Origin of the sequence: Agaribacterium haliotis (assembly GCF_002312815.1) — a bacterium.
Lineage (GTDB): Bacteria > Pseudomonadota > Gammaproteobacteria > Pseudomonadales > Cellvibrionaceae > Agaribacterium > Agaribacterium haliotis.
This window is the reverse complement of sequence record NZ_NKQJ01000009.1, coordinates 1-25514: the sequence shown is the minus strand read 5'-3', so window position 1 is coordinate 25514 and position 25514 is coordinate 1. Positions and strand designations below refer to the sequence as shown.

16 protein-coding genes are annotated in these 25514 nt (G+C 48.8%); 11 read left to right on the top strand and 5 right to left on the bottom strand.

What is annotated here, in order from left to right:
• Positions 1–667: 667 nt before the first annotated feature.
• Positions 668–3295: a TonB-dependent receptor plug domain-containing protein gene (locus CFK45_RS11410; protein WP_158224676.1), complete on the bottom strand. Its 2628-nt coding sequence runs from the start codon at positions 3293–3295 to the stop codon at positions 668–670.
• A 207-nt stretch (positions 3296–3502) separates the two neighbouring features.
• On the opposite strand from CFK45_RS11410, the gene CFK45_RS11405 reads away from it, so the two are divergent.
• From CFK45_RS11405 to CFK45_RS11380, 6 genes are all read left to right on the top strand, one after another.
• The gene (locus CFK45_RS11405; protein ID WP_096086572.1) at positions 3503–4990 is read left to right on the top strand and encodes a peptide MFS transporter; all 1488 of its coding nucleotides are present in this window, start codon (positions 3503–3505) and stop codon (positions 4988–4990) included.
• Entirely contained in the window at positions 4987–6810 is a 1824-nt protein-coding gene (locus CFK45_RS11400) for a M2 family metallopeptidase (protein WP_204378461.1), read from the top strand. The genes CFK45_RS11405 and CFK45_RS11400 overlap by 4 nt, the downstream gene beginning before the upstream one ends.
• 507 nt (positions 6811–7317) lie before the next feature.
• A complete protein-coding gene (locus tag CFK45_RS11395; RefSeq protein WP_096086571.1) occupies positions 7318–7860 on the top strand; it encodes an RNA polymerase sigma factor in 543 nt (180 codons plus the stop codon).
• A 104-nt stretch (positions 7861–7964) separates the two neighbouring features.
• The gene (locus CFK45_RS11390) at positions 7965–8951 is read left to right on the top strand and encodes a FecR family protein (protein WP_096086570.1); all 987 of its coding nucleotides are present in this window, start codon (positions 7965–7967) and stop codon (positions 8949–8951) included.
• A gap of 97 nt (positions 8952–9048) precedes the next feature.
• Positions 9049–12027 carry a TonB-dependent receptor gene (locus tag CFK45_RS11385; protein ID WP_096086569.1) on the top strand — a complete coding sequence of 993 codons (2979 nt, stop codon included), beginning with the start codon at positions 9049–9051 and terminating at the stop codon, positions 12025–12027.
• A gap of 138 nt (positions 12028–12165) precedes the next feature.
• On the top strand, positions 12166–12768 hold the full coding sequence (locus CFK45_RS11380) for a MarC family protein (RefSeq protein WP_096086568.1): 603 nt from the start codon (positions 12166–12168) through the stop codon (positions 12766–12768).
• Positions 12769–12901: 133 nt separating this feature from the next.
• Here the strand turns inward: CFK45_RS11380 and CFK45_RS11375 are convergent, their stop codons facing one another.
• Both CFK45_RS11375 and CFK45_RS11370 read right to left on the bottom strand, forming a co-directional pair.
• Positions 12902–14137, bottom strand: a complete 1236-nt coding sequence (locus tag CFK45_RS11375) for a Glu/Leu/Phe/Val dehydrogenase dimerization domain-containing protein (RefSeq protein WP_096086567.1) — start codon at positions 14135–14137, stop codon at positions 12902–12904.
• A gap of 10 nt (positions 14138–14147) precedes the next feature.
• Complete coding sequence (locus CFK45_RS11370; RefSeq protein WP_143247564.1) at positions 14148–15122, bottom strand: DMT family transporter; 975 nt, start codon at positions 15120–15122, stop codon at positions 14148–14150.
• Between the two features lie 152 nt (positions 15123–15274).
• Between CFK45_RS11370 and CFK45_RS11365 the strand changes: the two genes are divergently transcribed.
• Entirely contained in the window at positions 15275–15745 is a 471-nt protein-coding gene (locus CFK45_RS11365) for an Lrp/AsnC family transcriptional regulator (RefSeq protein ID WP_096086565.1), read from the top strand.
• Between the two features lie 63 nt (positions 15746–15808).
• Here the strand turns inward: CFK45_RS11365 and CFK45_RS11360 are convergent, their stop codons facing one another.
• On the bottom strand, positions 15809–17386 hold the full coding sequence (locus CFK45_RS11360; protein ID WP_096086564.1) for an alanine/glycine:cation symporter family protein: 1578 nt from the start codon (positions 17384–17386) through the stop codon (positions 15809–15811).
• A gap of 179 nt (positions 17387–17565) precedes the next feature.
• On the opposite strand from CFK45_RS11360, the gene CFK45_RS11355 reads away from it, so the two are divergent.
• Positions 17566–18099 (top strand): asparaginase domain-containing protein, encoded by a 534-nt coding sequence (locus tag CFK45_RS11355; protein WP_096086563.1) that lies wholly within the window; start codon positions 17566–17568, stop codon positions 18097–18099.
• Between the two features lie 93 nt (positions 18100–18192).
• Positions 18193–18705 (top strand): GAF domain-containing protein, encoded by a 513-nt coding sequence (locus CFK45_RS11350; protein ID WP_204378460.1) that lies wholly within the window; start codon positions 18193–18195, stop codon positions 18703–18705.
• A gap of 98 nt (positions 18706–18803) precedes the next feature.
• Here the strand turns inward: CFK45_RS11350 and CFK45_RS11345 are convergent, their stop codons facing one another.
• Positions 18804–21677: a S8 family serine peptidase gene (locus tag CFK45_RS11345; RefSeq protein ID WP_096086562.1), complete on the bottom strand. Its 2874-nt coding sequence runs from the start codon at positions 21675–21677 to the stop codon at positions 18804–18806.
• A 224-nt stretch (positions 21678–21901) separates the two neighbouring features.
• Here CFK45_RS11345 and CFK45_RS11340 point away from each other — a divergent pair, with 224 nt between their 5' ends.
• On the top strand, positions 21902–23770 hold the full coding sequence (locus CFK45_RS11340; protein ID WP_096086561.1) for a DUF885 domain-containing protein: 1869 nt from the start codon (positions 21902–21904) through the stop codon (positions 23768–23770).
• A 355-nt stretch (positions 23771–24125) separates the two neighbouring features.
• The gene (locus CFK45_RS11335) at positions 24126–25460 is read left to right on the top strand and encodes a serine hydrolase domain-containing protein (RefSeq protein ID WP_158224675.1); all 1335 of its coding nucleotides are present in this window, start codon (positions 24126–24128) and stop codon (positions 25458–25460) included.
• Positions 25461–25514 lie beyond the last annotated feature (54 nt).

Genomic DNA, 25514 nt, shown 5'->3' with positions numbered 1-25514 from the left:
TAATATTGTCCCATACATTCTTTTCTGGAAAGTAGCTCCCCTGCTCAAGATTTTTCAACGAAACGATTTTATAGGTGTAATTATTTTAGCTTAATGGCATAAGTTAATGTGATTATCTATAAAAAAATAAATTAATGCTTTTTTGTTGCTAATATTGAACCAAAGTATTTATTTTTATAGGTTGAAATTTGTTCGTGTTGTTTTCGTAGTTTAATAAAAATATGAGCTATGGTCTTCGGATGTGAAAGAGATAATCTTGATGAAAGATGCCATAGTATTGTCAGCAATTGACGGTCTGAATGCTTGGGTATTATGGGTTTCTAGAGGTTTTGTCACTGTAGTTAAAAGGTTGGTAAAACGACTAAGCTATTTATAAGGTGCGATCATACCCAAATAAATGGTGAACCATTTATTTGGTGTAAGTATGTATTGTCGATCGGTGAAGTGGAAGGTTTTGGCATGACTGTCATGACAGAGGTTTATGTCTTGAGTGGGAGGCGCTTTATGGTGGGGAAAGTAATAATCGGTTCTATGAGAATTACTAGGTGTTCTGAAAACTCATATTGATAAAAAATCAACTGCGCTTGCGAGAGTAAAAACAAGCGCAGTTGTAGGGGAAGAAAAAAACTAGCCGGTCTCACCTCTGGCCCGGCTAGTAAAGCGTTACTTACAGACTAAGGGTAGCTGTAAGCTGGTAGGTTCGGCCGGCAACGTCGTAAAGTGCAGTACTTACATCGCTTGTACCTGGGCCCCAGCCTCGAACTTTATCGATAGAAGGATCTTCGTCAGTAAAGTTACGAACACCAAAGGCGAGATTAAAGTTTTCGGTTGCACTCCACACAGCGTTGATATCGTGGCGTCGATAAGCAGCGTATTCTTGAGTGACTTCACCGTCAGTTACGTCTTTGTGGGAGTCAATCCACTGATAGGTGTAAGTCAGGGTAACGTCAGACTTACTCCAGCTGAGGTTGGATGTCAGGCGGTCGCGAGGATATTCGGCGGTGCCAACGCGGTGGAAGGTTTCATCGACTGGTGTTTCATCGTACTTTAAGTAGCGTGAACCAGTAGCACTTAGGCCAAACTCGCCAGCTTTTGTTGACAGAGCATAAGCCAAGCGCATATCTAAACCAGAGACTGTCTTATCGGAATAGTTACCGTAGACGTTGATAATGCCGCAATCTGGTGGTGACAGGTCAATACAGCGGCTGATTTTACCGAGAGAACCGTCGTTTGTTGGTACTCGGTTAACCCTTACGCCAGGAGGAAGGTTGCCTTGTGCTTCAAGAGTTAAAACATCTTTCTCATCAAGCAGCTCTACCGCATCGTAAATTTCAACTGTCCAATAATCGACACTGAAATCAAGGTTATCCATTGGGTGCAATAAAATACCGAAGTTAAACGACTCAGATGTTTCTGCATTCAACTCGGGGTTACCACCACGGTGGCTATCAACTTGTGGTTCAGGGCAATCTTTAGCGCTAATGCCTTGTTGTTTACAGTACTCAAGGTCTTTGAGGCCTTCTGCGGAGGCGGCGAGCTCTTGGCTCATGGCAAGTAAGTTTGGTGCTTTAAAACCTTCGCCCCAACTTGCGCGAACACCTACGTATTTAATTGGGTCCCACTTGATTGAGACCTGCGGTGAGAACTGACCTTCAAAGTCTGAGTAGTCATCGTAGCGAGCGCTAACATTGGCGTTGAGCTGCTCCAGAATTGGAATAGCTACTTCGCCAAATACTGCACTGCGGTTGCGATCTGCACCGGAGGTATTACCGGCAGAACCGAGAATATTGCCAGCTTCGCGTAAGTTGTCGTACTGATCCGTATACTCCTCTTCTGCCCACTCTAAACCTGCCGCCCAGCCGAGGGGGCCACCAGGTAAAGTAATGGCATCCAAGCGGCCGTCTAAGATAAAGCCGGCACTGGTGTACTCGGTGCTCATATCACGCACTAGTGTTGCGGAGGTATCTTGAATAGCTTCGGCGTTACTTGGGTCTAGCGGGTTGATAATGTTGTAAGAACCATCGGCAACTTTTTCTTCAATAATTGATTTAATTACGTAGGTATCGCCTTCGGACATCGCATCGTACTGGTAGCGGCTTACATAACCATCGTAGTTAATGCTGTCAGTAAAGAACTTACCTTTAAAACCAAGAGTATTGGCCATCTCGGTAATGCTGATATTGTCGTTGCGGTTGCCGTGACCTGTGAAGCGATGATACAAGTTAAAGGCTTCGCCTGTTGTATTTAAAGGTGCGTCTTCAGCTACGGTGAAGCCACCAGCGACGGGAGCAAAACGGCCAAAAGTATCAGATTTAGTCAGGCGGTTTTCAATATAGAGTTCGTGGTTGTCACTTAATTTATAACCTGCATCAACAACCGCGGAGGTACGCTCAATACCACCGGTCATCATAGAAATATCGGCATAACCAAATCCACAGACGTCGCCATCAGGAGTGGTTGTAGGTATATAAACAGACGGGTCACAATCACCTACACGAAATAAATCGCCAGTGGTTTTGCTTTCACCGGTGTTGCCGTAGAACGAAACACCTACTGTATCAACACCGTGACGAGGGTCGCCACCATTGGGGTTAGCATTTACCTGAACACGACTGTAGTCGCGGTCAGCATCAAAAATAGGGTTGCGTTTGTAGTAGTCAAGCGCAAAAGTTACGTGGCCACTATCACTTTGCTGGCCGGTGACAATGCTAAAACGATTGGTTGTTGCATCATCGCGGCTAGGGTCATCATAACCCGCCTGAATAGTCAGGCCTTCGTATTCTTTCTTCAGAATGATGTTAACAACACCACCGATGGCATCAGCACCGTAAATCGCTGAGGCGCTGTCATTTAATACTTCGATGCGCTCAATTGCAGCCATCGGAATGGTATTTAAGTCGACGGCAGAAGTACCGGTTAAGGGGTTGGAGCCAACGCGGCGGCCGTTAATTAATACTGCGGTACGAGAGGGGCCCAGACCTTTTAAGTCAACTAAGGCGATTTGACCATAACTGGTACCAGAGCTATCGCGGAATGAGCCGATGCTGTTAAACGGCAATTCGCGAAGTGCGCTGGTGGCATCGTAGGTGCCTTGCAGTTCCAGGTCTTGAGTAGTTAAAACAGTAATGGGGCGCTCGGTTTCCGAGACAACGGTGGTAGCAATACGCGAACCAGTCACATAGACCTCTTCGGTATTCTTGGGCTCATCTTCAGCAAAGGCTGTTAGCGCTGAACCGAGCGCGATGGATGTAAGAACGGCGGTATAGAGTTTCTTTCTTTCTAGTGACTTTTTCATGTGCACTCCCAAAGTAATCATGTGTTCACAATTCTTTTGACGTGCCTCTAAAAAAACACCTCAAACAAAAAAACAAAAAAATTTCTAGCTTCTACGCAAAATAATTTCATTTAAAAAAGTCTTGAGGCTTTGCTTGGAACTTTCGTCTACATAGTCTGCGGGCTCAGGTGAGTCTGCGTTGCGTAATTCATTTTTAAGAGCAGATCTATGTTTTTAGCGAGCCTTAAGCAGCATCCAGCGGGTCTCAGACCGCTATTCTTTGCCGAAATGTGGGAGCGTATGAGTTATTACGGCATGCGCGCTATGCTGGTCCTGTTTATGGTTGATGCCGTCGAAAACGGCGGCCTGGGCATTACCGATAAAAACGCTACTGCTATTTATGGCATCTACACCGCTGCCGTTTATCTGTTGGCTCTGCCCGGCGGCTGGATAGCCGATAGGTTAATCGGTGCACAGCGCTCGGTATTCTGGGGTGGGGTTATTATTGCTGCTGGCCACTTTTCTCTTGCTGTGCCTGGCATTCATTTCTTTTTCTTAGGGCTTTTGCTGATTGCGGTGGGTACCGGTTTATTAAAACCTAATATCGCAACGATAGTCGGCGCCTTGTATGACGAGAACGACCGCCGTCGCGATGCCGGTTTTACCCTGTTTTATATGGGCATCAATATGGGCGCGATGATGGGCCCGATTATCTGCGGTGGTTTGGGCCAAAGCGATATGTTTGGCTGGCACTGGGGTTTTGCCGCCGCTGGTGTGGGCATGGTGATCGGCCTGATTGAATATCGCCGCGGCCAGTTTAAGCTCGGCGAGGCGGGTTTAGTTGCCGGTCACCCCTGTAAAAAACCTAAGCAGGCGTGGTCAATTATTGCGATCAGCTCGGTATTGGCGGTGGCTTTTGCGGCGGCCATAGGTTTTGGTGTTCTCGATATTTCTGCGCAGAAGCTTGCCAAGCACACAGCGCAAGCCATTTCGTTGATCTTTTTTGTCTACTTTACCTACGTCATTTTATTTGGCGGCCTTAACGACGAAGAGAAAAAACGCAGTTATTTAATTTTGGTTTTATGTATTGCGTCGGCGGTGTTTTGGTCGGGTTTTGAGCAGGCGGGATCGTCGCTAAATTTATTTGCCGATCGCTACACAGACAATGTTATCGACGCGCTGTCTTTTACTGTGCCGTCGAGCTGGTATCAGTCGCTTAATGCGATGTTTATTGTGTTGCTTGCACCGGTATTTAGCATGTTCTGGGTTGCGCTGGCAAAACGTTATATGGAGCCGAGCGCACCAATTAAATTCGCCTTTGGTTTGCTTTTACTCGCCGCCGGTTTTGGCATGATGATTTTTGCTGCAAACATCGTTACCGGTGGTTCCAAAGCCGCGCCGTACTGGTTAATTCTGACCTATCTTTTGCACACCATGGGTGAGCTTTGTTTAAGCCCCGTTGGTTTAAGTGCTGTCAGTCGCTTGGCGCCAAAGTCCTATCACAGTCAGATGATGGGCCTGTGGTTTTGTGCATCGGCCATTGGCAATATTCTTGCCGGCTTACTCGCGGGTCGTTTCGATAGCAATTCACTGCAAGATTTTCCAGAAATTTATTTCCAAATCGTAGTTATGAGCGCCGCCTGTGGCCTGATCCTGATGCTCGGTGTGGCCATTAGTCGCTTAAGTTTTGCAAAATCGAGGAGAGCACATACGTGAGTCAGGTCCCTTTTTCAAAGTCGCTAATATCGCTGGGCATCGTTGCCTTAACTAGCGTTGCTGCGGCACCGGTGTTGGCAAAACAACAAGCCGCGCCAGCTATGCCGGCCAGTGAGTTTATTGAAAAGTTTAATCAAGACGTATTGCCTGTTGTCGATGAAGCTGGCGCCGCGCAGTGGATACGAGCTACCTATTTAACTCAAGATACAGCGGTAATTGCCGCCAAAGCCTCAGAGCGATATCAGGCGTTTTTAAGTGAAGCCGTAAACAAAGCCAAGAGTTATCAGGGCCAGAAGCTCGATGACGATACCGCCCGTGCACTTAATTTATTGCTGCTCTCTACCGCAATGCCGGCGCCTTCTGACCCGGATAAACGCGCTGAATTAAGCCGCATTGCTACCGATATGGAAGGTATTTACGGTGCCGGTGAGTACTGCCTTGAAGACGGCACCTGCATGCAATTGCAGGAAATTGAAGCGATATTAGCGTCGTCGCGCGACTACGATAAATTGCTCGAACTGTGGCGCGGTTGGCGCGAAGTAGCCGTGCCTATTCGGCCCAAGTACGAGCGTTTTGTCGAGCTGGTTAACGAGGGCGCAAACGAGTTTGGTTACCCGGATTTAGCACAGATGTGGAAATCCGGTTACGACATGAGCGTAAGCGACTTTGAGCAGCAAACCGCTAAGCTGTGGCAACAGGTGGAGCCTCTGTACGAAGAGCTGCACTGTTATGTGCGCGGCGAGTTGAGCGAAGAGTACGGCAAAGACAAGGTCGACCCAGAGGGAACTATTCCGGCACATTTGCTTGGCAATATGTGGGCGCAAACCTGGAACAATATTTACGACTTGGTTGAACCCTACCCCGAGCACAGCATCCCCGATGTCACTCCGGTACTGGTTGAGCGCGACTACGATGCCCGCGAAATGACGGAAATTGCCGAAGAGTTTTTTGTCTCCATCGGTTTTCCGGAATTGCCCGAGACTTTCTGGCAGCGCTCGATGCTTGAAAAACCGCGCGATCGCGATGTTGTCTGCCACGCTAGCGCCTGGGATTTAAACGGCGGCCAAGATCCGCGCATTAAGCAGTGTGTAGAACCCACGGCCGAGCAGCTTTCAACTTTGCACCACGAACTCGGCCATATTTATTACTACATTTTTTACAAAGATTTACCGGCGCTTTATCGCACCGGCGCCCACGACGGTTTCCACGAAGCAATTGGCGACACCATTGTTTTATCTATGACGCCGGAGCACCTTTACAAAAAAGGTTTGATCAAAGCGTTGCCGACAGGGGATCAAGCAAAAATAAACCAGCAAATGCAAATGGCACTGGAGAAAATTGCGTTTTTACCTTTCGGCAAGATGATGGACGAGTGGCGCTGGCAGGTGTTCTCTGGCAAAACCAAAGCTGAAGATTACAACAAGGCGTGGTGGGAACTGCGCGAGCGCTACCAGGGTATCAGCCCGGCAGATAAGCGCGGTGAAAATTATTTTGATCCCGGCGCCAAATATCATATTCCGGGCAATACGCCTTATATCCGCTACTTTTTATCGTTCATTATTCAGTTCCAGTTCCACCAGGCACTGTGTGATGCGGCCGGGCACAAAGGCGAGCTGTCTGATTGCAGCATCTACGGAAACAAAGAAGCCGGTGAGCGTTTAGGCAAGGTGTTGGCAATGGGTGCCAGCAGGCCCTGGACGGAAGCGATGTTTGAGCTAACCGGGCAAAAAGAAATGGACGGCAGTGCGCTGATTGAATATTTCGCGCCGCTTAGAGCCTGGCTTAAGCAGCAAAACAAAGATCGCCAATGCGGCTGGTAACTGGCCTTAGTTAAGAATTTAAGTTGCTTCACTCCTCGAGCCATTTATCTAAGTTATTTTGCTTAGATAAATGGCTCGCTTTTTTGCTTCTATAGTTTGGTTTTTGGCGCGACTTTTTTCTGAGTTTATAAGACTTTTAATCTCTCGCGCCCGTATCTCTAACATCGCTTTAATGTAAGGCCCCGCCTTTTTTCTCAAATAAAAACGTGCCAGAAAAAACAATAAGCTACGCCAGTGTTCTACTGTGGTGCGCTTTTCGTAAAAATTGCACCAAGCTGGGTTGGCATTTTTTGAGCATTTGTGTTCTCATCCCCGCCGTTTGTGACAGTTTCTTTTAATCGTTTGTTTTAATTGGAAGATTCTTGCAAATTTGTGATTTAAATTAAGTTTTTGGCATGACTTTTATAATGCTGGGACAGATTTTGCTGTGCATATCCTAGTGACAACGCAAAGGCCCAGCGCCAATTAATCGCATTGTCTAAAAACCTAGGGAGTCGTTTTTCAACAATGAACAGCAGTACCCATTTTTGTATCGAGGAACTTTTCCAGTCGCACTGTCAGCGCCTTACCAACTTTATTCGCAAGAAGGTGGCTAGCATTGAAGATGCTGAAGATATTGCCCAGTTGGCCTTTATTCGTGTGCAAGCTGCGGCTGAGCGCAGTGAAATTGCCAGCCCTATTTCCTATTTATATCAAACGGCGTCTAATGTAATGATAGATCTCAAGCGCCGTCAGAAGTTGCACGACGCATATGTGCAAGCAACGGTTAGAGCAGAAGCCTGTAGTAGCGGGGCCTTAGAGGCCGTTAAGTCCGAGCCTGGGCCAGAGCGTGTTCTCAGTGGTAAAAATGATTTGAGTCGTATTCAAGCACTAATTTCCCAGATGCCCGAAAAGCAGCGTCAGGCTTTTTTACTGCATCGTGTAAAGGGCTTGGCTTACGCAGATATCGCGCAGACGATGGGTGTGTCGGTGTCGAGTGTTGAGAAGTACATATTAAACGCCCTGAAGCAATGCCGTAAGGCGATGCAAGAAAGCGAAAAACTGGGATGAGGTTCACCGTCATTTGCTCGTCTTTATCTGGTAAGGAGACTAGATTTTCGGCTTTAATACAAGGTTGATGTATTATTGTCGCAACGTGCGATTGAAAAACGACTATGGAACAACAAAAACCTACCGCTTCACCGAGTGACCAGTTACTGCTGGAGGCCACCGAGTGGATGGCCAAACTTGAAGCAAGCGATTGTTCTGCGACGGATCAACGGGCATTTTTGAACTGGGTAAATACCAGTGACGAACACCGGCAGGCCTATCAAGAAGTCAAAGAGGTATGGGAATTTACCTCTGCGCTTGAACATGTGGATGGCATAGAGCTAGACGAGCCACAAATAGATAGGTTGGACAAGCGAAAGTCAGCGTGGTCATCCCACGGGCTGAGTTTTGCTGGCATTGCCGCATCGCTATTGCTGGCGACCTGTATTGTGCTGTTTCACTTTACCGCGTCAGAGCAGCCCGCCAAGCAGAGTTATATATCGGCGGTTGGGCAGATAGAAGAAGTACTGCTTGCCGACGGCTCGCGGCTGACCTTGAGCACCAATACACGTGTGGATGTCAGCTACAGTGACAGCAAGCGCGAGCTTAGCCTGGTTAAAGGCGAAGCCTATTTTGATGTGGCCAAAGACAAACAGCGCCCTTTTGTTGTCAACACCGGCAATGGTGAAGTCAGGGCCGTGGGCACCGCGTTTAATATTAATCGCGAACTGAGCCGCACCGTGGTGACAATTACAGAAGGCATTGTCGCCATCGAAAAAAATGGCATGCAAGCTGTAGAGGTTGAGGCCGATTACAGTGCGGTTATTGGCCGCGGCCAACTGCCGCTTGTCAGGCTCGCCGATGAAGAGCGCGAATTAGCCTGGATGCAGCAACAGCTTGTATATCGCGATACCCCGCTGCGCGAGGTATTAAATGGTTTAAATCGTTATTTACATCAGCCGGTCAAGCTCGAAGACAGCAGCCTCGCCGGTATACGTGTCAACGGCACGCTTGATGTAAGTGATCCACAGCAGGCCTTGGAAGTCTTGCTAGACAGCTATGAGCTAACAACGCTGTATAACGGAGGTACGCGGGTTGTTGCCAAGCTATAACCTGTGTCACAAGGCTTGGGTTAGCTCGGCACTTTAGATCAACACAGACGATCACCGCAGCGCGGTTTAGCTGAAGACATTCTTAAAGCAAGCTTGTATGCGGCGCCTAGCCTTTCGACATCGATGGTTTAAGACCTTTTGCGCTTCGGGCCTGACTTGGCTGTGCAGCCTGTCGTTGGCGCTGGCGGCCGAGCTAGATCAGCGCCACAAGCTGCGCATCAAATCCGACTACCTGCTGCCGGCCCTGATCGAATTGGGCCTGCAGACAGACACCGATATTCTTGTGTCGGTAAATATTCCCGCTCAGCAACTCTGCGTTGATTTAGAAGGTAGCTACTCTACCCGCGAAGCTTTAAACATATTGTTGCAAGGCAGCAACTACGAATTTCGCCAAGTAGCCGAGGGTTCGGTTGCGATTCGCAAAAAAGCTATTGCTGAAGCGCCACAGGCCGAGCTCGACGTTGATCCAGCCAGCCTTGAAAGAATGCTTATCCTCGGTGACCGTGTCACCGGTTCGCATATACGCAAACCTCGGCGCGACGGTTTTTCTCCGTTAGACGTGCTCGACTCCGAGCAGTTTGCCCGCTCGGGCACACAGTCACTCAGCAAATTACTTAAATTTGTGCCGGCGGTATCCGGCAATTCCACCAGTACGGCGGTTTCAAACGGCGGCGATGGCACAACCAAAGTCGCCCTGCGCGGCCTGCCGGCAAACAACACCCTGGTGTTGGTAAATGGTCAGCGCGCGGTGTTTGATGGCCTTGCCGGCGATTCGGTCGATTTAAATAATATTGCGCCGATTGCGATTGATCAGGTAGAAATTTATAAAGATGGCGCTTCGGCTATTTACGGTTCGGATGCGATTGCCGGGGTTGTCAATGTGCGCATGCTCGAGCAGTACAAAGGTGTAAAACTCGAGCACTACCGCGCCTTAAGCAGTCGCGGTGATACCGCCACCAACAGCACCAACGCGCTGTTTGGCAGCGTTGGTGAGCGCGCTTCGGCGCTGTTATCGCTGTCTTATTTTGAACAAGAAGCGCTGTTTAGTCGCCAGCGAGATTTAAGTGCCAGTGCCGATATGCGCGCGCGCGGCGGCCTCGACAAACGTGTCAGCGCAACACCTTATACCAGGTTAACGCTTGCCGATGGGCAAAATCTAATTTACGACAACAGCAGTGCTCTCAGCGTTGCGCCAGAAGTCGACAATCAGACTGGTTCTGATGACTACAGGCCGGTCAATTCGGAAGACCTGTTTGATTATTTCAGCCAGACTTCCAGCATTTCGCCATCCGAGCGACTCAGCATCTACGGCAGCAGCCAATACCAGCTCAGTGAGCAAATGCAATTAAAAGCATTTATTTTATACGGCCAGACCGAAGCGACTATTACACTTGCCTCGTCACCTATTTATACCGCTTTTTTACCTGAGCCGGTGGCGGTCAGCCGGGATAATATCTACAACCCTTTTGGCGAAGATATTCTGGATTTGCGCCGCCGGGTTATTGAGCTCGACCCGCGTGAGCAAACAAATTATTCGCGCAGCCTGTATAGCAATGTCGGTTTTAACTACGATTTTGGCCACGCGGAACTTGTTGGCCATGTGTACTGGAACGAAACCAAAGCCAGAGAAAAGCGCACGAATCTTGTCGACAGCCAGCGCCTGGCATTTGGCGCTGGCCCGGCGCAAGAGTGCCAGGGTGCAGCCATTGACGGCTGTGTGCCAATTAATTTATTTGGCGCACCGGGCAGTATCGATGCCGAGCAGCTCGACTATATTACCGCTTCGGAACAAAGCCAGGGGCAGAGCAAAATTTACGGTGTTAACAGTGCCTTTAGCGAACAGTTGGATGTGGGCGAGCTTGGTTTTGATTATGCACTGGGTTTGGATTTGCGCAAAGAGCAGTCTCGTTTTGACCCGGCCGAACAAGATGTGCATATTATCGGTTCGGTTTCCCAGTCGCCAACAGAGGGCGATCGCAGTGTTGTCGAAATTTATGCCGAGACCTACTGGCAGCTTTACGGTCGCAATTCCAGTGCAAAAATCTTTGATCTGGACCTCGCGGCACGCCTGACTGAATCAAGTGATTTTGGCGAAGCGCTAACCCCCAAGTTCGGTGTGAGAAAGTCGCTCGGTCGCCAGTTGCTGCTGCGCGCTTCATATTCAAAAGGTTTTAGAGCGCCGAGTATTAAAGAGTTGCACACCAACGGCAATACAACCTACGAGTCGTTGACCGACCCGTGTTCTATCAGCAGCAATGTTGGCACTTTGCCTGGTTGCCTGCAGCAAAGCGATACAACACTAAACCAGTTTTTAACGGAATACAGCGGTTCAACAAAACTCGAGCCCGAGGTTTCAGAAAATAAATTGCTCGGCTTGTTTTTCCAGCCCGATTTTATCAGTGGCCTGAGTAGCTCGGTTGATATGTATATTATTGATGTCGACAATGTCATTGATTCCCAGCCGCAAACCATCGTCAATGAAAATGCGGCAAACGGCCGTTTTGCCGACTATGTTGAGCGCGACCAAAATGGCAATATCACCCTGATTAAGTCACCGTTTGTAAACACGGGTAATAAATCACTCAAGGGTGTCGACTTCAACATTATGTACAATCGAGGCGATTACCAAATTAATTTAAATGCCTCGTATTTACATAAATACACACGTCAACTCAGTGAAAGCTCGGCCAAAGAGCAGTTGGCAGGTAGCTTTAAAGATGTCGCAGCTTCGGGCAATGGCGCGCTGCCTCGATGGAAAGTTAACCTTGGCATTAATCGCAATATTCAAGATTTCACACTAAGTTACGCCGCAAAATACGTCGGCAGCTTGACGGAATCATTTTTATCGGCAGAGGAAATTGAGGTAAGCCGCGACGTCAGCTCCTGGCTGATCCACGATTTACAACTGGCCTATGTGCCCAGCGACAAAATTGTTTATGCATCTATTGGTGTCGAAAATATGCTCGACAACACCCCGCCTTTTTTAGCGTCTGCGTTTAACGACAACTATGACGCGCGCAGCTACGATATTAAAGGCCGTTTTTTCTATGCCACCCTCGGCCTTCGTTTCGAATAGCCCACGCTTAATCTTGTCTAAACTATTAATTAGGGCCAGCTTTGCGCATTAAATTCGCTATGTTGTGCTCGGCTTTACGGGTTTAGAGAATTTATCCGTCTTGGTAAAGATACAAATTCCTCAGTACAGGAGACGGGAATGGAGTTGTCTGCCGCCATATTAACGATTTTTTTACTAATCGATCCGATTGGTAATATTCCAATTTTTCTAAGTGTGCTTGGCAAAGTAGAGCAAAGCCAACGGCGCAAAGTCTTTGTGCGTGAGATGGTAATCGGCCTGGTTATTCTGATGCTGTTTTTGGTGGCCGGCCGGCACATACTCGATGCCTTGCATTTAAGTGTTGCTGCAATTCAATTAAGTGGCGCGGTGGTATTGTTTTTGATTGCGCTTAGCCTGGTCTTTCCACGAGAAAAACCCCTGTTTCAAAGCTCTAAGGATGAACTGCCGTTAATTGTGCCGCTGGCGATGCCGATGATTGCAGGGCCATCCACCATTGCGGTATTGGTATTGCTGGCAAGCAGCGAGCCCGAGAGCCTTGGTTGGTGGGTTGTTGCACTTACGATTGCATGGTTGGCGTCGTTTGCGATTTTGGCATGTGCACAGCCGATTGCCAATGTTATTGGCAAACGCGGTATCGCGGCGCTGGAGCGCTTGGTGGGCATGTTGTTGATTATGCTGTCGGCGCAGATGTTTATAGACAGCTTAACAGCGGTGAAGGATACCTGGATGGCCCTGCCCTAGGCCCTAACTAAAATACCCGTTTACACTTACACTTACACTTACACGATATGAAAAAAAAGGGCCAAAGTATTTAGCTTTGGCCCTTTTAGTTTATGTAATTCGGTTTATGTAAACCGTATTTTATAAAGCGTTTTTAGCAAGGGTGTGGAACTTTAAATCGCTCTGCAACTTGCTGAATGGCGTTGCTGGCGTTGGCGATATCTGATCTGCTAGCGGCCGCTTTTGCCGCAGCAGTATCGGCACTAGTCAGCTTGTTTTTATCAGTGCTGGTGTTGCTGTGAACTGGTGCTGTTTGTGTATCCATTTTCCGTGCCCTCGCTTTGGTGATTTTTTCAATAGCCAGCATTTCTGCAATATAAAAAGGAGCCTTGTGCTGCAGTTCAGAACATTCAAAGATCTGTGCCAAGGAGTTTTTAATATTTACAACTTTGTCGCTAATAGCCTGGCCCGGATAGCCCTGCTTGCCGAGCGCAACTTCAATAATGCCACCGGCATTAATAACAAAATCCGGTGCGTATAGTATGCCGCGCTCAAACAAACGCCTGCCCTGCTCGGGTCTTGCGAGCTGATTATTGGCAGCGCCTGCGACAATCTTTACATCGAGCAAGTCGACAGTATCGTCATTAATAACGGCGCCGTGTGCACAGGGGCAAAAAATATCGGCTTTATTGCTAATAATTTTCTCAGCGTCCAGCGCTTTGGCGCCGAGCATGGTGACAGCGCGTTGCACAAGCTCGCTGTTGATGTCGTAAACAAAAAGTTTGGCGCCTGCCTCGGCAAGCTGCTCGGCGACACGATAGCCAACACTGCCAAGGCCCTGAATATTAACTCGCAGGCCGTTTAAGTCTTCGCTGCCAAAGCGCGCTTTGGCACAGGCTTTAATACCAATAAAAACACCGTAAGCTGTCGCTGGCGACGGGTCGCCAAAATTGCTCTGCCACAGCGTGCCGCTAACTGCCGTGGTGCCGCCAATATAGGGGCTGTGCAGCTGCATTATTTTCATGTCTCTGACGGTGGTGCCGGAGTCTTCGGCTGCGACATATTGGCCGGCGGTTTGATTAATTTTTTCCGCCATCGCCTGTAGTAACTGAGGTGTTTTGTCTGTGCGCGGGTCGCCGATAATAACCGACTTGCCGCCGCCCACTTCCAAGTCGGCCATGGCACATTTGTAGCTCATGCCTTTGGCCAAGCGCAAAGCATCGATGAGAGCGTCTTGAGTACTGGCATAGGGCCACATACGGCAACCGCCAATTGCGTTGCCCAGGCTGGTATCGTGCAAGGCAATAATGGCTTTCAGACCGGTCTTCCTGTCCTGGCAAAAAAGTACTTGCTCGTAGTCGTCGTATCGTTGAATTGGAGACAAAATCATTTTTTTCTCATCATCGTTGCTGGGGTGAATAAGTATGTAAAGATGGCATTGAAATACCTTGTAAGGTGCTGACTAAAACACCGGCCAATACCAATATGACGGCTGTAATGGCCGCGGCATCAATGCTCTCGCCGAGTAATAAACCGCTGAAAAGCACAACCAGAGCCGGCGCCAGCGAGCCAATCACACTGCTAAGGCGCGTGCCGATAACTTTAACGGCATAAGAAAATAAGAAGCTTGCCAAGGTGCCAACAAGAAAACCCTGAACAACAATAATATGAATAATTGCCTGGCTGTGTTCGGAGTTGATCAGCCTATCGACTTGCACGTCGCCCATACCAAAGGCAAGCAGCGCCAGCAAAACAATGGTAGAGCTGCTGCAAAACAGGCCTGAAGCTGCAAGCGGTGGAATATCACTATCGCGCAAAGCAACGGTAAAAATGCTCCAGGCAAAGCTTGCCAATAAATACAACAGGTGACCTATGAGCAACTGCATACCGTCTGGGCCACTTAGTTTAGGCGCCATCAATACAACAACACCGAGCGTAATTAGCGCGACACCAAAGCTTTGCGCAGAGCTGGGGGCTTTGCGATTCTTAAAACTTGAAATCAGTGTGACAAACAGCGGGAAGGATCCGGGAATCAAAATGCCGGCGTCAGCAGCCGGTGCGTATTGCATGCCCCAGGTGGCGAGGAAAAAAAACGGCAGGCCGGCACCGGCGCAAATTAAGATAATGGTCTTTGCTGGTGTCGCGAAAATAACCGCGCGTGACTTAAAGCTAAAGTACAGAAATACCAAACTTGGCACACCGTAGCGCATAAAGGCCAGATCGCTTGCCGTCAGGTCCAGAGACAAGGCCATTTTTGATGACAGAATCCAGCTGGCCCAGATAACGGTTGTCGCAAGCATGGCTGCGATACCCAGAGGAAACGGGTTGCTTAAAGGCAGGAATTTTTGTGTCAACGAAAGGAAAAAATGTCGCATTAGTTCAACCACAATATGCCGATGTCTTGGACATAATATATGCCCTGTTTTGCGGGTATGTCCTTGCGGTTTTTAGCGAATCGTTCGTCTTTCTTAATGAATCGTTCTAATAATCTTGGTGTATTGGAATAAAATGTTAAGAGGGGAAACTAGTGTCATTAGATGGTGTTGATTTAAAAATTTTAGAGGCCTTGCAGTCCGATGGCAGGCTTACAAATGTGCAGCTATCTGAGCGAGTTCACCTGTCGCCTTCACCTTGTCACAGGCGAGTGAAGGCGCTCGAAAATATGGGTTTTATTACCGGTTATCGAGCTATTCTCTGTCGTGAAAAGATAGGCTTGCCGATAACAGTTTTTGTTGATGTTTCGCTGGATACAAATAAGGAAGAACCGAGCATCTGCTTTGAATCAGCGGTGCACAATATCGATAGCATCGTTGCCTGCTATCTCGTATCCGGCAGTGCCGATTATCGCCTGGAAGTTGTCGCAGAAGATTTAAGTTCCTACGAGGAGACTTTAAAAGCGATACAGCGTTTGCCATCCGTGCAGAGCATACACAGCAACTTTTCGATACGAACCATTAAAAATGGGTCGTCAGTACCGCTGCATCACTACGATCCTTAGGTTAAGTCTGATAGCTAAAAAAAATGGCCGCGATGCGGCCATTTTTTTTAGCTTTTTTTAAGCTTAATTATTGTCAACAGGCCTAAGTTCGGCACTGCCTTGTTCAGCACTGTTTTGTTCAGCACGGTTTTGCTCAACGGTGGCTTGCTCAACACTACTATCACTTGCCGTTACTTCAGCTTGGTCTTTATCCCAGAAAAAGGCATTTTTAACGCCCAGCTTTGATGGTGAGAAGCTAAACTGTGTTTGGCCTAACTGCAGTTGCTTTTCGTAATCTTCCAGGGCTTTGATTGCTGGTTTGCTTACAAAAAAGATAGCAATAATCGCCGCAAGATTGAGCCAGGCCATGACGCCAACGCCAATATCGCCCAGCCCCCAAATCATCTGCGAGCTTTTAATGCAACCTAAGAAACAGAAAAAGATATAAAAGAACTTCAGTATCGAGCTAGATAGCGGAGTTTGCCAGCGAGTTTTTCTTATTAAATAGGTCAGGTTTGTTTCGGCGATATAGTAATAAGCGACAATGGTTGTAAACGCAAAAAATGACAAGGCCAGTGCAACCAGTGCCGCGCCAAATCCGGGTATGCCTTTTTCAATAGCCACCTGGGTATATTGCGGGCCATTTGCCTGAATATCAGCGGCGAGGTGCTGGACAAAAAACTGGCCGTCGGCCGCGTGAACATTGTAAGAGTTAGTTATCAGAATTAGCAGCGCCGTTGCGGTACAGATAAAAAGTGTATCGATATAGACAGAAAACGCCTGCACGATGCCCTGTTGTGCCGGGTGATCAACACGAGCCGAAGCCGCTGCATGGGGGCCGGTGCCCTGTCCGGCTTCATTTGAGTAAATGCCGCGCTTGACGCCCCAGCCAACAACCGCACCAAAGCCCGCCATAGGCGTAAAGGCATCTTTGAAAATCAGCGCAAAAATACCTGGCAACTGTTCAATATGGCTGACAATAACAACAATGGTAACGCCAATATAAATCGCAGCGATGGTCGGTATGACCAGCTCGGTAAAACGTGCAATGCGGCGCGTGCCGCCATAAATGATCAGGCCCAGCAATATGGCAATAACTATTGCGGCAAGCAGCTTGATATCGGCGGCAGGCATTAACGCGTTGGGGCTGGCAAATTCAATGGCGTTGGCAATGCTATTTGACTGTACACCCGGCAATAAAAAGCCTGCCGCGACAATGGTTGTGACAGCAAAAACTCGCGCGGCCCAGGGCATATTCAAGCACTTTTCAATATAAAACGCCGGCCCGCCGCGATACTGGCCGTTGATTTCCTCTTTGTAAATTTGCCCGAGTGTACTTTCAATAAAGGCGGTCGCCGCGCCTAAAAAAGCGACAACCCACATCCAAAAAATTGCGCCGGGGCCACCAAAAGCGATGGCGGTTGCAACACCGGCGATATTGCCGGTACCGACTCGACCCGAAAGCGATATTGTCAGAGCCTGAAATGACGATACGCTGTTTTTATCCTTGTCATCTCGCTTCAGCAACTTGAGCATTTGCTTGATATGCCTGACTTGCATAAAACGTGTTTTGATGGAAAAAAACAAACCTGAAGCGAGGCATAAATAAACCAGTGCCGGGCTCCATATAATGGCGTTCAATTGATCGACGAGGTTTTGCATAGGTAGGTAGCTGCTGTGGATATTCTTGTCTCGCTATAAGACGTATGAACAACAAAAAACCGCAAGTACTTTTGCACCTTAACTTTAGTAGCTTAAGTGGCCTGTTCATCTAAGCTACTCAGCGCCGGAGAATGAATTTATACTTTGTCTTTTAGGGCCTGTTGTCGGTAGGAGGGGTAATGAATACCGTAGCTCTGCATGAAGAAACAAGTAGTCGAGTTAAAAAAACACCGGAGATCTTGTTGGTCTCTACCGGTGGAACCATCGATAAAACGTATTTTGATAAGCTTTCGCTCTACGAAGTTGGCGAGGCAGCTATCAATAAGATTCTCGCCAAGCTTCCAAACACTGAGGCTATGAATTACGTCGAACTGTGTCGCAAAGACAGCCTGGAGATAAACGACAATGACAGGCAGGCCCTGCTCGAGTTAATTAACTCGCGACCTGAGAAAAAAGTACTGGTCACCCACGGCACGGATTCAATGGCTGAAACGGCGCGCTACTTGGCTCTGCGCACAGATAAGCTGGTTGTTTTGTGCGGTGCATTTTTGCCTGCGGCTTTCACTGATAGCGATGCAGATTTAAATGTTGGCTCGGCACTAGCGGCCTTATCGTTGTTGCAGTCCGGTGTTTATATTGCCATGCATGGCAAAGTGCTCGCCGCTGAAACAGCAAAGAAAAACTATCAAAGCCGCTCGTTTGAGGCGATCTAGAGTTAGCCGCTCGCAAAGCGATTTTTGTCTTTCCATATTGATTGTTAACTATCAGTAGTTGCCGAGTGCTTGACTACTTTGAGGAGTTCGACGTTGTCAAATCAAAATACCCACGAAACTTTAGCCGGCCAAGATCCGGAGCCAGTAAAAGCTGAAGTGTACAAACAGCTTATTAAAAAGCTCGAATCGTTAATGCAGGATGAAAGTGACTTTATTGCCAATGTATCTAATCTGTGTGCACTGTTACACGCGGAGTTTGATTTTCACTGGGTCGGAATTTATCGCGTGGTTGGCAAGCAGTTGGTGCTTGGGCCGTTTCAGGGTCCGGTTGCGTGCACGCGTATTGATTATGGCAAAGGTGTGTGTGGCCAGGCGTGGAAGCAACAACGGGCACTTATTGTCGACGATGTTGATGCATTTCCGGGCCATATTGCCTGCTCGGCCTTGAGCCGCTCTGAAATTGTTTTACCAATATTTGGCGGTGCCGCAGAGGTTCTGGCTATATTGGATATCGACGATCGCGCTCTGGCGCGTTTTGATGATACTGACCGCCTCTATCTCGAGCAGTGTTTGACGGTTTTAACCCGCTCGAGTGACCTGTTGTAACTTGTGTTTAATTAGTGGTAACAGGCCTAAAAAAACGGGAGCCTAAGCTCCCGTTTTTTATTTAGCGCCTAGTTAAAACAACGGCTTAATAAAACGGGTTATTTCGCTCGTTTAATGGCGCTGCTTTCTGTTTCAATAACAAACATTGGCTCGCCTTTACCTAGATAGTTCAGCGTAGCGCCCTGTTGTGCCGGAACTAAAATATCACCAGCTTCAGGCTGAACTTGCTCTGTAAGTTCAATGCTGCCGCTGCCGAGTTGCACGGCACCGGAGTCGGCAAAGCGCTGTACTAATCTCAAGCTGTAGTTAAAGTTGCTGTCGTCGCCAGTTAAGAAACCAAAGTCGCCGTAGGCGTCCAGCTGGAACTGCAACACGGAGTTATTTGTTGAAGCATTGGCAAGGTAGAGCAAGTTGCGCGATGCAGGCTCAACGCTAAGATTATCGATAGCACTGGCAATGGTGCCAGTTGGCTCGTCGTAGCTTGCGGGGTCGAGCGCATCGAGATCAGCAACGCGGGCTCGATAATCAACCACGCCATCTTCATTTACATCGATATCCATCTCCAACATATAGGCGGAGAAGTTAGGCCAGTCTTGCTCGACGTTTACTGCAAAACCTACGCTAAGTGGCGATACCGAGCGGTAGCCAAAGCTGTTTGCTGCATCGCTGTCTGCGCGGGTATAGGTAGAAACGCTGGCATCGCCAAAGCCGGTATTGTGCAATTTAACAAAACCTTGTTGGCGGCTGAGTTCAATTTTTGAAGCGGGTTCAACCACTGAGGTAAAACCAACGCGGATGTCGCTGCGTTCGCTCTTTAATACTATCCAACCGTCGAACTCCTGGAAGGCAACTTCTTTGGCGAGCTCAGAGCTCTGCGCGCGCAGAGTTACCGCGATGCGCTGAGTTTGGCCTGCACCGACATGCACTTGCTGCTGAACGTCTATGCTAATGCCGCGACTGGCTGCACCGGTATTTTTCTCAACGCTGATATCAAAGCGCTGATCTTCATCAGAGAAGTTCGTTACTTCAAACCAGCGGGTCTGGGCATCGTTGTATTCGGGTTTGAGCAGACCGAAGCCGATACCGCCGGGGTAGGCATAAGCACTGGCATTCAGAGCTTTTTCGATATCGACTATACCGGTGCCCTGCAGGCTAAGTGGTGGAGACCCGGTGCCGCCGAGCACTTTTGCCGGCCTGGCGCTGTTAAGCATCAGCGCTTTAATTTCACGCGGGCCAAATCCCGGGAATTTTTCCCGCAGCAGCGCGGCAACACCGGCGATTTGTGGCGCCGCCATCGATGTTCCAGAGATGGTCAGGGTTTGATCGCCGCTGCCAGCCAAGGCGCTTTCTACCTGGTCACCGGGGGCACTGATATCGGGTTTGAATTGTCCGTTGGGGCCGGGGCCGCGCGAACTAAAGCTCGAAATCGTATCGTCGTCGCTGGTATCGGCTTTGTTGTTGTACGGCGAAAACTCGGCACTCACGCTGCTTGCTGCCAAGGTGCTGAGTAAAGCTTGCCCCGCTTCGAGGTCAATCATCGCCGCTGGCAGTTCAACGTCACTGCCGCCCATAACAATGGCCGGCCCAGGCTGGTTGTTGATAACCACTGCGGCGCTGGCGCCCGCTGCCAGGGCGTTTTCAAGTTTGGTGGTGAACGCACAGCTGCCGCGGCTGATCACAGCGATATTGCCGTCGAAACTGTTGGCGATGGCTTCACAGGCTTCAAATGGCGAAGCTGCTTCGAGTGGCGCGGCCAAATTCATGCTCAGCTCAGGTGATATGCCGGCGTATTTCGCAAAGACCTCGCTGTCGCCAGCCTCGCTTTCGAACGGAATAAAAAATGAAGGTTTGCCGCCCGATACCGAAGAAGCGACGGTAATCACGCCGTCGGCTGCGCCCGGTGAGCCGCTGATATAGGGCAGTTCATTGCCCGAGTTACCGGCCGATGCAACCACTACAACACCGCCGTCGACAGCGTTTTGCGCAGAAACCGCACTGGCGTCTTCGGGGCTGCCGAAGATTGAGCCGAGGCTTAAGTTGATCACATCAACCGCATCGTCGGGCAGGCCATCGCCGTTTGGGTCCATGGCCTTTTCAATGGCTTGGGAAACTAAGTTGGTGGAACCGCGGTTGCCAAATACTTTAAGAGCATAGAGCGAAGCCTCTGGCGCTATGCCGGTGGCCATATCGGCACCGAGCTTGCGGCCCGCAGCAATACCGGCGACGTGGGTGCCGTGGGTGGCGTCGTCAATTGGGTCCGGGTCGGGTTTGGGTACAGAGTTTTCCGGCTCGCCGGCGTGGTAGTCAAAGCCGGCAAAGTCGTAACCGCCGATAACACTTGCCGTGGGAAAGCTGCCCGCTTCGATCACAGTTGGATCGTCGTTTTCATAGTCAGCCGCGTTGCCCGAGCCTAAAAAATCCGCGTGCAGATAATCGATACCGGTGTCGATAATAGCGATGGTTTGATCTTTGCCGCGCAAGCCGTAGTCGTTGTGCGCGCGCTCGCCGCCTATCCACGGAGTGCTGTAAGTGCGCTGGCGCTTGAAGTTTTGCTTGGGTCTTACTGATTTAAGCTCTGGCATCTTTGCCAGGCGCTGGGCATTTTCGCTGGTGGTTTGAATGGTAAAACCAACATCGGTAACGCTGACCGGGTCGAGTGCCTTGACCCCGGTATTTTCTACCATGGTCATCGCCGCAGTAAGCTTATCTTCTAACAGTGCTCGATATTGTTGCTGCTGTTTTTTATTCGGGCTTTGGCCGAGCTCATTCAAGCGGTTTTGCCAAACTAAAAACGGTTCGATATCCAAGCGTACAAAATAGCTGGCTGCTTGTTGCTGTTCAAAACCGACGCTTTGGCGGATGTCTTCAAAGGAATGCTCAAAGGATTGCGGACTTGCGTGTGCTTGCTGAAATGCAAACAAGCCACTGGCCGTGATTGATGAAATTGCTGCCGAGATAAGCTTTTTTTTCATGGTCCATAACTCCTTAGGTTGCCGGACGATGTATGTGTTGTCGTGTTATCTAATTTCGAAAGGTTTCTGACCTGTGTTAATTGCGGTTAACAAATTTGATGACGTCTAATTGAGCCTTGTCCTCAAAATGAAACAAAAAAATCAAAATAGTCTTTTTAACTTGAGGTTAGGTGCCACTTGTTCGTTATTATTGGGTGGATAAAAATCTGAGGAAATCTAAGTCAATGATCTCGAAGCGTTTAATTTCATCGGCCGCTGTTCTTGCACTGGCCTCCTGTGCGCCGTCGCCCGCACCTGAAAAAGAGACCAGTGAAAAAGCTGTCAAAGCCGCCTCAGTTGAGGCCGTAAACACCGACACCGCAAGCGCTGAAGTAGCACACTCTGCCAACTTGCTTGCCCAGGCTTTGTTTGACGAGATATTCGAAGAGCAGGTAGCCCGTTCCCCCGAAAGCTTGACTTACTTGGGGCGAAAAGATCGCTACGGTGAATGGGATGATGCATCCGAGCAAGCCCAGCTGCAGGAGCAAAGCTTAATTCGCGAGCAGCTAAAGCGCCTTACCATGCTCGATACCGAAAAGCTTGATGACACAACTAAACTGAATTATCAGCTACTGAAAAAAAGCCTTGAAGATGAGCTGGAGTATTTTCAGTGGCGCCATCACGACTACCCTGTTAATCAGATGTTTGGGGTGCACAGTGAAATTCCGTCACTGTTGATCTCCGCTCACCGAATTGATGATGAGGCTGACGCAGTTGCCTATATCAGTCGTTTAAACGGTGTACCTAAAAAAATTGATCAGCTAATTGATGGCCTTAAGAAGCGTGCAGAGCAAGGTGTTGTAGCGCCGGCGTTTGTATTTCCATTTGTAATTGACGATTCACGCAATGTCATCAGTGGTGCGCCATTTAATAAAGACGGCGAAGACAGCCCGCTGTGGGCAGATTTTAAGCGCAAGACCGCAGAGCTCGAAGGCAAGCAGGCACTTGAACAAGCTGCCGAGAAAGCGCTACTTGAAAGTTTTGGCCCGGCCTATGAAAAGCTGATCAGCTACTTAGGCGAATTAGAGAAACAAGCCGAAGGCAACTACGGCGCGTGGAAACTACCGCAGGGCGACGCATATTATCGTGCGATGTTGGCCCAGATGACGACAACTTCGATGAGTGCTGCCGATATTCATCAGCTCGGTGTGGACAACGTACTGCGCATTCACGAAGAAATTCACGCCATTATGAAGCAGGTGGATTTCAAAGGTAATATGCAAGAATTCTTTACCTTTATGCGTGAAGATCCGCGCTTTTATTACAGCAACGATCAACAGGGTAGAGATGCTTATTTAAAGCAAACGCAAGCCTATATTGATGGTATGCAAGCGGCGCTGCCGAATTTATTTATTACTCTGCCCAAGGCCGGCCTCGAAGTAAAACCAGTGGAAGCCTTCCGGGAAAAATCTGCCGGTAAAGCTTTTTACCAGGGGCCATCGGAAGACGGCAAGCGCCCTGGCATGTATTACGTTAATCTGTATGAAATGAAAGACATGCCGAGCTATCAAATGGAGGCGCTGGCTTACCATGAAGCTTTGCCTGGCCACCATATGCAAATTGCGATTAATCAGGAAATTGAGGGAGCACCGAAGTTCCGCCGCTACGGTTATTCCTACACGGCTTATATCGAAGGTTGGGGTTTGTATTCAGAAAAAGTGCCCAAAGCTTTTGGTTTTTACAGCGATCCGTATTCGGACTTCGGCCGTTTAGCTATGGAGTTGTGGCGCGCCGCGCGTTTAGTGGTTGATACCGGTTTGCACTACAAAAAGTGGAGCCGCGAACAGGCGGTCGACTACCTGGTGCAAAATACTCCGAATACACCGCGCGACTGCAAGCGTGCGATTGAACGCTACATGGTTATGCCGGGTCAGGCGACTTCGTACTATATCGGTATGACCTCTATTTTGAAGTTGCGAGCTGAAGCCGAGCAGCGCCTGGGCGATAAATATGATATCCGCGAATTCCACGAGCAGATACTTGCTCACGGCTCGTTGCCGCTCGACGTACTGGAGCAGCGTATAGAAACCTGGATACTTAGCAAAAACAGCTAAGCGCTATTATTAAAAGGCTCCTTTTTCAATCAAAAGGGGCCTTATTAATTTTTTTACTGAGCCGGCAAACGTTTTACCTCTCCTCACTCGCCTTTCATCTCTCTTTTTATATTACTTGCGTCACGCGAGTTAGACACAAATAGCCTTAACAGGCCGCAAGCCTGGCAGCGGTGTTTATATTTGCGCCATTTTTTATCTCGTTACAAGCCCCGCGCTAGTAATTCATCGCTTAGTTTGAAATTATTTAACGTATACGCTGTTTTCTGGGTAGCTTGGTGCCAGGTTTGGCTTGTGCTTGTAGCGACTTTGCAACTTTGAAATAGCTGCGACGATTTTAACTGCGATGGAGAACGCGATGACAAAGCACGGTTTTGCAAAATTTTTTCTGGGAGGGCTGTTAGCGGTGTCTGTAAACAGCGTTTTAGCGAAAGAAGATACAAGCGCCTACGCCACACCAAGCGAAGATTTTTCAGTATCGGCACTTAAACACGGATATTCCCTGCAAGATGCCAAGCGTTTACACGAGCAGTGGAACTTGCAGAAATTTTTAGATATCACCGAGTCCGGTGCATATTCATACCTGCATTTACCCGAGTTTATGCCGCATGCGGTGATTCATCGAGACGGGCCCGTCGCCGAACTTAAATACGCTTACAATAATGCGATTGGCAGGCTCAGCTTAAAAAACAAGCATAAAAAACATCAGCTCGAGCAGATGATCAGCGCCGACGATTCGCCGCTGCAAGGCCTGCTGGTTATTAATAAAGGCAAGATTGTTTATGAACTGTACCCCGGCATGCGCAAGACCGATCGCCATGTGTGGATGTCTAACAGCAAAACCTTTGCGGGCCTACTGATTGCAAAACTTGAAGATGAAGGCCGCATAGACCTGCAGCAGCCGGTTTCTCGTTATTTAAAAAAGGCCAAAGGTACAGCTTGGGAAAACGTAAAAGTTTTTGATGTATTGAATATGCAGTCGGGTCTTAACTTAGAAGAAAATCCGGCAACCCGCAAAGGCGACACACCCTACAACGCCTTTGTGCGTGCAGAAGTTGGTGTACCGGGCAACGACGGTAAAGTACACAGCCACGACGAAGCGCTGTTGGCAATTCCCAAGTTGCATGAGCCCGGGCAGCGCTTTGAATACTCATCTGCCAATACCCAGATGCTCGGTTTAATTATCGAAGAGATAACTCAAAAGCGCCTTGCTGAAGTAATTTCGGAAACGATTTGGATGCCATCGGCAATGGCTGCGGATGCAACCTTGGGTCTTAGCCCGCAGGGCAACGCCATTATTCACGGTTTAATCAGCACGCGCTTAGATGATATGGCGCGTTTTGGCATGTTGTACACACCGAGTGCGCAGTTAATTAGCCGCGAGCCTATCGTCACGCCGAGCATGCTTAAGCGCATGCAGACATCGGGCAAATCCGACAACTACCTAAAAGGAGCACTCGGGCCGCGTTTAAGTGAAGAGTTTGGAGAGCAGCCGCTGTTTAATTCCTATCAGTGGGACGCCGTTTTTGCCGATGGCGATATATATAAAAGCGGTATGAATGGCCAGGGCCTATATATATCGCCAGCGCGCGATAACGTTGTTGTTTGGTTTGCAACAGGTTTTACCGAAGTGCCAATGGAAGCCTTTGCGCGAAAAATAAGTTTGTCCCTAGGGCCTGTTAACACTAATTAAATACGCTCTGCTGGAGCCTGAGTATTCGACCAGAAAGGCACTTTGAGCGCAGTT